Genomic DNA, 13,239 nt, shown 5'->3' on the forward strand with positions numbered 1-13,239 from the left:
AATTAGCACTGACAATCAACTTAGTAATCGCTAGTATATGGCTGTCAAATCCAGCCCTAGGAACCTATTTTGTTGTTGAAAAAAATTGTCTATCTCTGTTTATTTTTTCCTGTAATATCCCACGCCGCTCCTGTCACCTTGATTCTTACCAATGGTGATCGCCTGCAAGGTGACTTATTACAGCGTGATCAAGAAACCCTTACCATTAAACATCAGTTACTTGGTGAAATGACGCTTAACACCAATACTGTTTCTGAGATAAAAACAGATTACGAGGCATTAGCTCAACAAACACCATCAGAAGAACAACCTGCCTCAGAACCAAGTGTAGAACCAGCAGAAGTGGCCGTGGCCGAACCGCGGGATGATGGTTTATTTGGAACCGGCTGGTTAACCGATTGGGAAAGACGTTTTGATTTGGGGTTGGCAGGCAGTCGCGGAAAATCTGTAAACAGCCAGGTTAATCTCGCCTTCAATGCCGATTTGGCAACTGAAGAAACCCGTATTAATAGCAGAACCGCTTATTATTATGCCAAGTCTGAAGAAGAAACCTCTGATAACAGCTTTTTCACTTCAATTAACCGTGACTGGTTACAACCAGCGACGCCCTGGTTTCGTTTTGCAGGAGGTCGTTTTGAACTCGATCGATTTAAGGATTATGACTATCGTATCAATGCCAATGGCGGTTTTGGTTATGAATTTGCCAATACTGAAGAATGGTTATTTGTAGGTCGTTCGGGTGTCGGTTTTAATAAAACTTTTGGTGGTGAACGCCAGGAATTCACTCCTGAAGGCTTGTTAGGTCTTGAAACACGCTGGCGCATCAATGACGCGCAACGTGTTGCCTTAGCCAATACTTTCTATCCAAGTTTTGATTCATTTGATGCTTATCGGAATGTAACATCTTTTGATTGGATTCTTGATTTGGACGATCAGGCTGGCGTGTCGTTGAAAGTCGGTATGACAAATGAATACGATACCGAAACAGAGGATGAGATCAGTAAGAACGATTTCAAATATACTCTATCGCTTTCATGGAGTCTTTAAGGTCTATCAAGTAGTCTGCTTTGATGATAAACCGGCCATAAAGGCTATTGTAAAGTGTACGAGTAAATTGAAAATCAGTGAACAACCCAAAGCAACAACTTGAATCTCAAATAAAAAATACAATGATCGCCGACCAGCACAAACTGCGCCGGCGATTATTGCAACTGCAGAATAAATCCGCCAATGAAAAAGAATGGCTGAATCTGCAACAGCAAATCGAACGTTCCCATGAGCGATTCCAGTTTCGATTAGATAATCTCCCCAAACCCTCTCTTGATGCTGATCTTCCGGTTATTGAACGACGGGATGATATCGCTAAAGCGATTCTACAACATCAAGTTATTATTCTTTGTGGTGAAACGGGTTCAGGTAAAACCACACAGCTGCCACAAATCTGTCTGGATCTGGGCAGAGGCATCGGTGGCCTGATTGGCCATACCCAACCGCGACGTATTGCAGCCAGAACAGTTGCCACACGTATTGCCGAAGAGCTGAAATCACAAATCGGCGAAGCCGTGGGGTATAAAGTCCGCTTTCATGATCAGGTAAAAGCGGATAAAAGTTATATCAAACTGATGACAGACGGTATTTTGCTGGCTGAAACACAAAATGATCCGTATTTAAATCAATATGACACACTGATTATTGACGAAGCTCATGAACGAAGTCTGAATATTGATTTTCTGTTGGGTTATTTAAAACAACTGCTGCCAAAACGTCCTGATCTGAAATTGATCATTACCTCAGCAACTATCGATACAAAACGTTTTTCCGAGCACTTTGACAATGCGCCAGTCATCGAAGTCAGTGGACGAACCTATCCTGTTGAAATTCGCTATCGTCCTTTATTAAGTCGCGACGATGACAGTGAAGATCTGGATTTTGTTGACGGTATTGTCCATGCCGTCGATGAGCTATGTCGTGTAGGTCCTGGTGATGTGCTGATATTTCTCTCGGGAGAGCGTGATATTCGTGATGTATCTGAAGCGTTACGTAAACATCATCCACCGAATACCGAAATCCTGCCCTTATTTGCCCGGCAATCAGCCAGTGAGCAAAACCGGGTATTTAAAACTGGTGGGCCACGACGTATTATTCTCGCGACCAATGTTGCAGAAACTTCGTTGACTGTGCCAGGTATTCGTTATGTTGTTGACCCTGGGCTGGCTCGCATCAGCCGTTACAGTGTACGCAACAAAGTACAACGATTACCGATCGAGAAAATATCACAATCCAGTGCAAATCAGCGTTCCGGCCGCTGTGGACGGGTCGCTGCTGGTGTCTGTATCCGACTTTACGATGAAGAAGATTTTGCCGCCAGACCAGCATTTACTGATCCTGAGATTTTACGCACCAATCTGGCTTCCGTCATCTTACAGATGACAGCGTTAAAACTGGGTGATCCGGCTAAATTTCCATTTATCAATCCCCCGCCCCCAAAGATGATCAATGATGGTTATCGCCTACTGGAAGAACTGAATGCCGTTAATAGCAAGCGGCAAATCACTGAAATCGGTAGACAGTTAGCCAAATTGCCTATTGATCCACGTATTGCCAGAATGATTTTGGCAGCCAATGATCAAAACAGCTTGAATGAAGTTCTGGTTATCGCCAGTGCCCTCAGTATTCAAGACCCTCGTGAACGGCCGATGGATAAACAGCAGGCAGCGGATGAGGCACACAGTAAATACAAAGATGAACGCTCTGATTTTCTGGCATTTCTTAAATTGTGGGATTTGTATCACGATCGCCAGAAACATCTGAGCCAGAATAAATTTCGCAAATACTGCAAAGAAAACTTTCTGTCTTTTCTGCGTCTGCGGGAATGGCATGATATTTACCAACAACTGCACGTGCAAACCACGCAGATGGGCTTCAAACCTAATCAGCAACCGGCTGATTATCAATCCATTCATCAAGCCTTGCTCAGCGGCTTGTTAAGCAATGTGGCCATGAAAGCCGACCAGCATAGTTATGCCGGAACCCGAAATCTGAAACTGAAAATTTTCCCGGGTTCGGCTTTGCATAAAAAAGGTCCGAAATGGATCATGGCGGCAGAGTTAGTGGAAACAGGTCAACTCTATGCACGGATTGTCGCCAAAATTGAACCTGAATGGATCGAACCTATTGCTGGTGAACTGGTAAAACGTCAATACAGTGATCCGCATTGGGAGAAAAAGCCGGCTCAGGTTGTTGCCTTTGAAAGCGTCAGTCTTTACGGCTTGCCGATTGTGAACCGTCGCAAAATCCACTATGGACCATTGGATCGTCCGACTGCCAACGAAATTTTTATTCGGGAAGCCTTGGTCAATGGGGACTTTAATTGTCAGGCCAAATTTTTCCAACACAATCGTCAACTGATTGATGAGATAGAACTGTTGGAACAAAAATCACGTCGTCGAGATGTATTGGTCGATGAGGATACCTTATTTGCTTTTTACCAGCAGCGCGTCCCCAACGAAATTATTAATGGACACGGTTTCGAGAAGTGGCGCAAACAGGCAGAAAGAACTGATCCGCAGTGTCTGTATTTAAGTCGTGAAAGCTTGATGCAACATAGCGCTGATCAGGTGACGGTGGATAGTTATCCTGATCAGTTGCTGGTGAATCGTGTGCCATTGCCTCTGGAATATCATTTTGAGCCAGGTAAACAGCACGATGGTATTACCCAGACGATTCCTCTCTCCCTGTTGAACCAGAGTGATCCCGAACGGTACGAGTGGTTAGTGCCGGGCCTGTTGCGCGACAAAGTGATTTTTCTTCTGAAAAGCCTGCCTAAATCTTTACGTCGGCATTTCATCCCCGTTCCGGATTATGCGGATCGCTGTCTAAAAGCACTAACACCCTATGAAGGGGCCTTATTGCCGGCGTTAAGTGAACAATTACGCAAAATGACGGGCGTGGAAATTAAACCACAGGACTGGCGACTGGAAGATCTGCCGCTGTATTTGCGCATGAATTTTAAACTGGTCGATGAACAGGGAGACCTGCTGGCTGAAAGCCGTGATTTAAACCAGCTCAAACAAGATTGGTCTCAAGAAGCGGCTGCCAGTTTCCGTCAACTACCGGATTCAGACTATGAAAAAACCGGATTAACCGGCTGGGATTTTAATACATTTCCTGAGCAAATTGTCATGCAGCAAAATGGTCTTGAAATGACCGCCTACCCTGCTTTGGTCGATCGCCATGATCATGTCGATCTGACCTTGATGGACACTTTGCAGCAGGCAAAAACCTTCTCTGCTTCTGGATTGAGAAGACTGTTTATGCTGGCTGAAAAAGATAAAGTTAAATATCTACAGAAAAACCTGCCTGATATTCAGAAAATGTGTCTGCATTACGCTAATGTGCCAGCTGCGCCTTTTGAAGAAAAAACCAGCCGGCCAATCACGCCGTGTGAGCAACTTAAGCAGGATTTGATAGCGGTTGCATTTGATCGATGTTTTTTGAAAGACCAAAGCTGGCCAAGAGACAAACAGCAATTCGAGCAACGATTACAACACCGCAGTGGTGAGTTAATCAATATTGCCAACCAACTCGCCAGACTTATCGCCGAGCCCTTGAGTGAATACCATGCAATTGCCAAGCGACTGTCTGGAAATATTCCGTTAGCGGCCATGCATGCTGTGAAAGATATCCGTGAGCAGCTTGCCTATTTGTTATATCAAGGATTTATTCATCACACACCGGATGAAGCCTTACAACGTTTGCCAGCTTATTTTCGTGCCATCGGCGCCCGTCTGGACAAACTCAAAACAGATCCAAATAAAGATCGTCAACGTCAAATGGAAGTTCAACCCCACTGGCAACGTTATCTGAACCACATTAACCGCGCAGATAATGAAGCGATGCAACAATATCGCTGGATGATTGAAGAGTTTCGTATCTCGGTGTTTGCTCAGGAAATTGGCACCAGTTACCCCATATCCGCCAAACGGCTCGATAAGCAATGGGCTGAATGTTAATAATTTCGCTGCAAATTATATGCTCATTCAGTCACAGTTCAGTTAAGCATTGTTACTCTCACTTTAAACTTCAGTGTCTGGTGTAAGTCATCGGTAAACGCAAGGCTGACCTAAACGCGCAGTCTGAATACCACACCATAATGCTTTGAGTACTGATGTTTTATACAACTGCCCGAGTGATTATTGTTAAATCTGACGAGGTTTAAAACAGCGCCATGCTAAGCTCACACTTTTTCACTCATAAATTGGTTACCTGATTGCTATGTACTCTCGTTTAGCAGCATGTTTGTTATTTTGTTGCATCACTATGTGGCTCGGTCCCGTTCAGGCCCAGGCGTCATACAGCGTAACTGAAGGCAATAAACTGGACGCCCAAACTTACCGTGGCTATTTAACCTACCGAAATTGGTGTGCTCGTTGTCATGGCATTTTCGCGCAAGGTCTGGCAGGGCCAAACTTAGCTAAAAGTCTAACCGAGACGTCCAAAAACGAATTTATGAAAGTGCTGATAAAAGGCAAAACTGGACGGAATGGTGTGATGCCAGGCTTTCAGGATAATCCAAAAGTAATGAATGCACGAGAACAACTATATAACTATTTACGTGCTCGAGCTGACAATGCAATTGGGCCGGTTATGCCACAACAGGGACCAAAATAATGCATTCACGCTCTGCAATCAGTTTGCTATTATTCATCTGTAACAAGCACACTAAAACTAAGGTTATTACATGAAATTTTCCTGGTATCTGCTCCTTGTGATGCTGACTTTACCTTTAACTGGTTATACCGATCACTTACCGCCCGAAGCGGAAGCGGGAACCAGTATTAACGATATCGACTTACCGCTGACGAAAAAAACAGCTGCTGAATTAGCGCAAGTTGAAACCGGAGGTCGTGTTTTATCAGTAGATCAGGAACAATATCAAAACCATACAATTTTCCGTGTCAAAGTGTTGCATCTTGATGGTAAGGTAAAAACTTACCGACTGGATCGGGAAACCGGATATCAAATGCAATAACTATGCGTGTTCTATTAATTGAAGATGAACCTCATCTGCGTGAACAAATCGGACAGCATCTCCGTAACCAACAACTGACCGTAGACATGAGTGGCGATGGTGAGGAAGGTTTATTTCTGGGTTCAGAATATCCATATGATGTTGCGGTAATTGATTTGGGCCTGCCCAAACTCTCCGGCATTGAGGTTATCAAACAGTTACGCGAAAAAAATATCACTTTCCCTATCCTCATACTAACTGCACGAGGTCGCTGGCAGGATAAAGTAGAAGGTTTAGAGGCTGGAGCAGATGATTATCTGGTCAAACCGTTTCATTTTGAAGAGTTGTTGGCACGTTTAAATGCACTTTCCCGTCGTGCGGCGGGATGGTCACACGCCACAATGCGTTGTGGTCCGATTGATTTAAATCCCTCGTCGCAACAAGTCGCTGTTGATGGCGTCACCGTCGAATTAACGGCATTTGAATACCGTATATTGCATTATCTGATGCTGCATGCCGGAGAAGTTATCTCTAAAACTGAGCTGACTGATCATATTTATGAACAGGACCAGGATCGTGACAGCAATGTCATTGAAGTATTTGTCAAAAGATTGCGTAATAAACTGGATCCAGATAAAACGCTCACGCCAATTGAAACCTTACGTGGTCGCGGTTATCGACTGACTTTACCTCGTGAATAAACTCAATTTGTCATTGACCAATCGACAGCTGATTGCTGTCACGTTAGTTTTAACTGCCTTTTTGGGCATATCTGCATTCAGTTTATTTAATGCTTTTGCCGGCAGTGCCGAAACAGCGCAAAAACAACGTTTACTGAACTATGTTTATACCCTCCTCACTGCAGCTGAAATCAGTCATGATGGCAAATTACATATGCAGGATAATCTTGCTGAGCCCAAGTTTGCCATCCCTAATTCCGGTTTATATGCACAAATCACCAGTGGTAATAACATTGTCTGGCAATCTCCATCTGCGATTGGATTGTTCCTGGCTCTTCCTTATCATCCTGGCCCGTCAGAACAGTTATACAGTCAAATCAATCTTGATAACGGCATGAAATTACAGAACCTGGCCTTTGGCATCGTTTGGGAGAATGATGATGGTGAGCATTTTGATTACACCATCAATGTGTCTGAGGACCAGCATATGCTGGAAGCACAAATTGATGAATTTCAGTTAAATCTCTGGTATTGGCTGGGGGGTACCGGATTGATGTTGCTTATCGCGCAATGGTTAATCCTGCGTTGGAGCTTGCAGCCGCTACATAAAGCTGCGGCTGATTTACACGCTATCGAAGCAGGCAAGCAACAGCGTCTGGGTGATGATTATCCAAGTGAGCTGCAACAACTTACCCGCAATATCAATAACTTGTTAGATCACGAACAATCTCGCAGACAACGCTATAAAAATTCTTTGGCTGATTTGGCTCATAGTCTGAAAACACCGTTAGCCTTGCTTCGCTCTGAGCTGGAAGGCTGTGATGATGTAGTGGCCTGTAAATTGACTGGAGAGGAGCAGCTGGATCGTATTAATGCGCTAGTCGATTATCAGTTACAACGCGCAGCCACAGAAGGAAAAAGTAACCTGCTCGCGCCTGTCTCAATTGGCGAAATAATTAATAAACTGATGAATTCATTAAAGAAGGTTTACCAAAGTAAAAACATCCATACCCAGTGTGAAATAGAACGCGATGCCATGCTGCATGCCGATGAAGGTGATATGTATGAATTGCTTGGCAACCTGTTGGAAAATGCCTTCAAATACTGTGATAAACGGGTGAATATCGTATTACGGCAGCAAAATCGCCGGATTCTCGTGCGTATTGAAGATGATGGCCCAGGCGTTCCGGCGCATGCCAGTGCTGATATTATCAAGCGCGGCAAACGCATGGACACACAGATTGAAGGCCAGGGATTAGGGCTGGCGATCGCCAGTGACATCGTTGAAGCATATCAAGGCAAAATCAGTGTACAGCAAAGCTATCTTGGTGGTGCCTGCTTCCTGATCGAATTGATTGATCATTAATTTTGTTGCAGCTGTTGCAGATATTTAAACAACAAACGTGCTGATTTAGGAGGCTGTTGTTTGGCTGCTTCCTGTTTGGCGTTGCGAACTAACTGTCTCACATGCTGGGTATCAAAATCTTCAAACTCGTTACGCAACTCGGCCATAACACTATCGTCTTCACCCACTAAACGATCACGCCAGCTTTCCAATTGATGAAATTGCTCGGTTTGAACCTGGCGGGGTTGCTTAAGCTGATCGAGTTTCTGCTGAATCTCTTCATGATCCAAACGTGCAATCATCCCACCGATATAACCGGTTTGCCGCTTCAAAGCACCCTTGCTCATCGTTTGGGCTTTTAAAACCGCTTCTGTAAGCTCTTCATCTAACTCAAGCTTTAACAAATCTTTTCTCGAGAGTTCTATTAAGTCCTGACCTAATTTCTTCAGTGCATCGAGTTCACGTTTAATACGCGATTTGCTCTTGGGAATCGTCGACCAGTCAAACTCCTCATCAAGGTGTTCTTGTTCATACTCATCATTCATTATTATTCACCTTGTACTGTCACGATCACACGACGCTGCTGGCGATGAGTGCGATGCTCCCATAAATAGATCCCCTGCCAGATACCCAGGGCACATTTGCCATTGCTTACGGGGACAACCAAATCAGGATTCGTCAGAACCGTGCGGATATGCGCGCTCATATCATCCGGACCTTCATCCTGATGCAAAAACATGGCATCTCCATCCGGGACGATATGCTGCATATAAGTTTCGAGATCCCGCCTGACATCAGGATCGGCATTTTCGCAAATCATCAATGACGCGCTGGTATGTTGAACAAAAACATGACAGGTACCGGTGGTGATACCGGAAGCACTGACAATTTTTGCTACTTCATCACAGATATTAACGGTGCTACGGCCTTTCATTTCAAATTGTAATTGCTGTTGCAATATCATTGTGTTTTACCTTTTTCAAAAGCAGCAAAGACTTTACCTGAATCTAAAGCTTCTCTTACCTTATCACCGGCGGCCATTTGATCCTGTAGCAGACCACAATGCCATAAAGCCATTGCTGCGCCATAGACCAATAAATCATAAGCCACACCTTTTTCACCTTGCATGGCGGCCAGGCCACGTTGAGCCGATTCGGCGGCAGTCAACTGCTCCGCATCAGGCAGCACACCACGAGTCTGCTGATCAATACCGAATGCTTTCGGATCCAGAGAGCAAGGTTTTAAAGCGCCATCGATCAATAAAAAGTTATCTGATATTTCTCGTAAGGTTGGCACAATCCCACCTTCCAGACCTCGTATAATCAGCGCACTATCAAATCCACTTTGCCTTGCAAGATAAGCAAGTACAGCAGGATAGGCTTTATGGACAAAGCCGATTTGCAGATGGGTATTTTTAGCTTTAACCGGCATAACCATTTTTTCCAGTGTTGCCAGACTTGGCCGTTTAATCATCAACCGACGTAAATCCTGTAAGGCAAACAAACTGGGTGTGGCAATAGCCTGATCCAAATAAGCCCAACCAATATCATGATTATTTAATTGTGTAACGGCCTCAGCAACATCCAACCGAATATTCACTCCTGCCGCTTCGAGAACCTGTGCATGGGTGACACCAAATTTCGGTGCCATTTCATATACACCTTGCGATAACGCTGGCAATCCACAGGCTGCCATGACAGCTGGTAAAAATGCTGCAATTGGACAATGACGACTGAATCCGTTAAACGGATCCGACAACAGCATGACATTATCAACTGCAAGTTCTTGTTGGCCCGTCACTTCCTGAATAGCTAACAGCAATCCAAGGTTTTCCTCGTCCGTCTCACGTTTCATTCGTAATGCAATCAGCAAAACGGCCATACGTACCGGATCAACCTGACCAGACAGGATCTCCCGCATCGCTTCCCGACTTTCCTCCAAACTGAGATCTTTACTCAGATGAGGGCCGGTGGCGACTTTTTTGATGGCATCAGCAACTGCACTCATTTAATTAATCCACTGTATTAGGGTCGCTTCATCGACCACATCAATGCCAAGCGATTGGGCTTTATTCAGCTTGGAACCGGCATCTCTACCAGCCACAACGAAATCCGTTTTAGCGGAAACGCTACCAGCCACTTTGGCACCCAACGCCAATAATTTTTCTTTAGCTTCACTACGAGAAAGATTTTCTAGCGTGCCTGTCAGAACAATAGTTTTACCAGCCAATTCCGAGTCAGCATAAACCGGTTTTTCTTCCGGCCAGTTAACCCCTGCCTCCAATAACCGCTGAATCACATCCAGATTATGCGTTTGCTGAAAAAACGTATAAATATGATGGGCAACGACCGGTCCCACATCCTCAATTTCGATCAACTCATCTTCTTTGGCGTGGATTAATTTATCCAGTTCAACAAAATGCAGCGCCAGTGAACGAGCCGTCGCTTCACCAACTTCACGGATACCTAATGCATATAAAAAACGGGCAAAACGGGTATTTTTGGCATGTTCTAATGCATTCACCAGATTTTCAGCTGATTTATCCCCCATCCGCTCCAGTCCAGAAAACTGTGCTTTGGTCAGATAAAACAAATCGGCTGGATCTTTAATCAATTCTGCATCAACCAGTTGCTCAACCAGTTTATCGCCTAACCCATCAATATCCAGCGCTTTGCGAGAAGCAAAATGCTTAATGGCTTCCTTACGCTGGGCACCACAAAATAAACCGCCACTGCAACGGGCAACGGCTTCGCCCTCAACACGCTCAACTTCTGCTCCGCATACAGGACAATGCGTTGGCATAACAAATTCCGCGGTATTGGCAGGACGCTTTTCTTTCACCACCTGCACTACTTCTGGAATCACATCCCCAGCACGGCGAATCACTACTGTGTCACCCACCCGAACATCTTTACGCCGAATTTCATCTTCATTGTGCAAGGTGGCATTACTGACCGTGACGCCGCCAACAAAAACCGGTTGCAATCGCGCGACAGGCGTTAATGCTCCGGTACGCCCCACCTGAATTTCGATATCAACAACCTGAGTAGTTTCTTCCTGCGCGGGAAACTTATAAGCGATGGCCCAACGCGGTGCTCGTGAAACAAATCCTAAACGTTCCTGCAAACGACTGTCATCGACTTTAAATACCACCCCATCAATATCATATGAAAGACTGGCCCGCCGTTCACCAAGCTCATGTAAATAAGCCAAACAGGCATCAACGCCATGAAGTTGTTTGGTATCGGGACAGACAGCACCACCCCATTCGCTAATGATTTGCATGGCTTCAGTATGACTGGATGGACGTTCCATGCCCTGAATTTCACCCAGCCCGTAGCAAAATAATGCCAAAGGACGACTGGCTGTAACAGAAGAGTCCAGCTGTCTTAACGAACCGGCAGCGGCATTTCGTGGATTGACAAATAACTTTTCATTGTTGGCCAGGCGCTGTTGATTCAGCTTTTCGAAACCCGCTTTTGGCATATAAATTTCACCACGGATTTCAACTACCTGGGGGATATTGTTGCCGTGAAGTTTCAGTGGAATATTTCGAATCGTTCGCACATTTTCAGTGACATCCTCACCCACAGCTCCATCACCACGGGTAGCGGCCTGAACCAACAATCCATTTTCATAACGAATACTGATGGCCAGACCATCCAGTTTCGGTTCGGCAGCATAGGTAATCACAGCATTGCTATTCAGGCGATCCAAAACCCGCTGATTAAACGCCATCAACTCAGCTTCATCAAACACATTATCCAGCGATAACATTGGCATTGCATGCGTAATCTGCTTGAACTTATCTAATGGTGCAGACCCTACCCGTTGTGTCGGAGAATCCGGCGTAACCAGTTCAGGATAATCGGTTTCCAACTGTTTTAATTCAGCAAACAAACGATCATATTCGGCGTCGGTAACTTCCGGATCATCCTCGCTGTAGTAGAGAAAATTGTAACGGTTAATTAAGTCCCGAAGCTGCGCTGCTCGATCAATGATTTCAGTTGAAACCGTCATCAGTTTTATTGCCTGCCTGCAGAGATAAGTTTAATTCGAAAATCCGGTTGCGAATTGCTTCCAAATGTTTCTCAGTAATCGGTTCACGTTTTTCATCACAGAGGATGCCCCCCAGATAGGCTGTGAGTTGTTGCGCGGTATCAAGCATAGAATCAAACACTGTTAAGCCATTTACAGGCCCTGGAAGACGAGCGAACATAAGCAGACCGGGAGTTTTCATTGAAATCAGCTGGTCCGGTAATAACGTACCTGGATCAAGAATATTGGCAATACTGAATAGTGTCTGGCGGCGGTTATTCACCGTATAACGATGATAGATCTGCATATCGCCAAAATGCATTTCCTGCTGATCCAACGCTGATTTAATAGCACGACCGGTAAACATTTGTGATTCAGGGGCCATGATGGTTAATGCTACGACCATTTCCCAATCGGGGGCTTCATCTACTTCGGCATCATCAAATTCTTCGTCAATTTCGATTTCATCAAAATCATCATCAATGACTTTTTCATCGGAATCTAAACGAACTTTCACATTATCTGATAAATCCACCGTGTCTTGCGCAAATACTGAGTCAAATCGCGCATGAAAATCACTATTATCAGTTTCATCAAACCGATCCAGCTCACGCTCAAATTCCTGGGCACGCTGTTGCTGCCGCGAATGGGTATACCAGCCACCGATAACCAGCGCCACTAAAACAACTACAGACAGGAGAATGATTTCAAACACTTAATTAAATCTGCCAACTCAGGGATAATAACGGTTTTGTTCACACTTAGAGATTACCTATGTCTACGCTACCAAGCAAACAACTGGAAACCTTCGATAACGCAGTACCGGAGCGGGATTATACCATCCACATCGAAACACCTGAATTTACTTGCCTGTGTCCGAAAACCGGTCAGCCGGATTTTGCCACGATTAAGATTGATTATGTACCGGATTTGAAATGCGTAGAACTGAAATCTCTGAAACTGTATTTCTGGTCTTACCGGGAAGAAGGCGGTTTTCATGAAAAACTGACCAATCAAATTCTCACCGATCTGGTAGCTGCAACTGAACCACGATTTATGCGCGTAACGGGCATTTTCAACGTTCGAGGTGGTGTTTACACAAATGTGGTGGCTGAATACCGTAAAGAAGGTTGGGTTGCCCCCACTCCCGTTCATCTTCCTTAAAC

12 protein-coding genes are annotated in these 13,239 nt (G+C 44.8%); 7 read left to right on the plus strand and 5 right to left on the minus strand.

Features of this window, described 5'->3' with window-relative positions; all coding sequences use genetic code 11:
* Window positions 1–69 precede the first annotated feature (69 nt).
* From LGT40_RS13060 to LGT40_RS13085, 6 genes are all read left to right on the plus strand, one after another.
* Window positions 70–1,047 carry a DUF481 domain-containing protein gene (locus LGT40_RS13060; RefSeq protein ID WP_226074281.1) on the plus strand — a complete coding sequence of 326 codons (978 nt, stop codon included), beginning with the start codon at window positions 70–72 and terminating at the stop codon, window positions 1,045–1,047.
* A 77-nt stretch (window positions 1,048–1,124) separates the two neighbouring features.
* A complete protein-coding gene (gene hrpA, locus LGT40_RS13065) occupies window positions 1,125–5,012 on the plus strand; it encodes an ATP-dependent RNA helicase HrpA (RefSeq protein WP_226074279.1) in 3,888 nt (1,295 codons plus the stop codon).
* Between the two features lie 307 nt (window positions 5,013–5,319).
* Window positions 5,320–5,670 carry a c-type cytochrome gene (locus LGT40_RS13070; protein ID WP_226074277.1) on the plus strand — a complete coding sequence of 117 codons (351 nt, stop codon included), beginning with the start codon at window positions 5,320–5,322 and terminating at the stop codon, window positions 5,668–5,670.
* A gap of 70 nt (window positions 5,671–5,740) precedes the next feature.
* Window positions 5,741–6,031 carry a PepSY domain-containing protein gene (locus tag LGT40_RS13075; RefSeq protein ID WP_226074275.1) on the plus strand — a complete coding sequence of 97 codons (291 nt, stop codon included), beginning with the start codon at window positions 5,741–5,743 and terminating at the stop codon, window positions 6,029–6,031.
* Between the two features lie 2 nt (window positions 6,032–6,033).
* Window positions 6,034–6,711 carry a response regulator transcription factor gene (locus tag LGT40_RS13080; RefSeq protein WP_226074273.1) on the plus strand — a complete coding sequence of 226 codons (678 nt, stop codon included), beginning with the start codon at window positions 6,034–6,036 and terminating at the stop codon, window positions 6,709–6,711.
* The gene (locus tag LGT40_RS13085) at window positions 6,704–8,056 is read left to right on the plus strand and encodes an ATP-binding protein (protein WP_226074272.1); all 1,353 of its coding nucleotides are present in this window, start codon (window positions 6,704–6,706) and stop codon (window positions 8,054–8,056) included. The genes LGT40_RS13080 and LGT40_RS13085 overlap by 8 nt, the downstream gene beginning before the upstream one ends.
* Here LGT40_RS13085 and yjgA read toward each other — a convergent pair.
* From yjgA to LGT40_RS13110, 5 genes are read right to left on the minus strand one after another with little or no spacing between them, the layout of a single operon-like run.
* Entirely contained in the window at window positions 8,053–8,580 is a 528-nt protein-coding gene (yjgA, locus tag LGT40_RS13090; RefSeq protein WP_226074270.1) for a ribosome biogenesis factor YjgA, read from the minus strand. The two genes, LGT40_RS13085 and yjgA, sit on opposite strands and share 4 nt — an antisense overlap.
* A gap of 2 nt (window positions 8,581–8,582) precedes the next feature.
* Entirely contained in the window at window positions 8,583–8,999 is a 417-nt protein-coding gene (locus LGT40_RS13095) for a secondary thiamine-phosphate synthase enzyme YjbQ (protein ID WP_226074263.1), read from the minus strand.
* Window positions 8,996–10,042: an anthranilate phosphoribosyltransferase gene (locus LGT40_RS13100; RefSeq protein ID WP_226074259.1), complete on the minus strand. Its 1,047-nt coding sequence runs from the start codon at window positions 10,040–10,042 to the stop codon at window positions 8,996–8,998. Before LGT40_RS13100 ends, LGT40_RS13095 begins: the two co-directional genes overlap by 4 nt.
* Complete coding sequence (ligA, locus tag LGT40_RS13105; protein ID WP_226074258.1) at window positions 10,043–12,055, minus strand: NAD-dependent DNA ligase LigA; 2,013 nt, start codon at window positions 12,053–12,055, stop codon at window positions 10,043–10,045.
* Window positions 12,039–12,788 carry a cell division protein ZipA gene (locus LGT40_RS13110; protein WP_226074256.1) on the minus strand — a complete coding sequence of 250 codons (750 nt, stop codon included), beginning with the start codon at window positions 12,786–12,788 and terminating at the stop codon, window positions 12,039–12,041. The genes ligA and LGT40_RS13110 overlap by 17 nt, the downstream gene beginning before the upstream one ends.
* A gap of 59 nt (window positions 12,789–12,847) precedes the next feature.
* Between LGT40_RS13110 and queF the strand changes: the two genes are divergently transcribed.
* Window positions 12,848–13,237 carry a preQ(1) synthase gene (queF, locus tag LGT40_RS13115; RefSeq protein ID WP_014707089.1) on the plus strand — a complete coding sequence of 130 codons (390 nt, stop codon included), beginning with the start codon at window positions 12,848–12,850 and terminating at the stop codon, window positions 13,235–13,237.
* Window positions 13,238–13,239 lie beyond the last annotated feature (2 nt).

The sequence above is a fragment of the Methylophaga pinxianii genome (assembly GCF_020447225.1).
GTDB classification, from domain to species: Bacteria; Pseudomonadota; Gammaproteobacteria; order Nitrosococcales; family Methylophagaceae; genus Methylophaga; species Methylophaga pinxianii.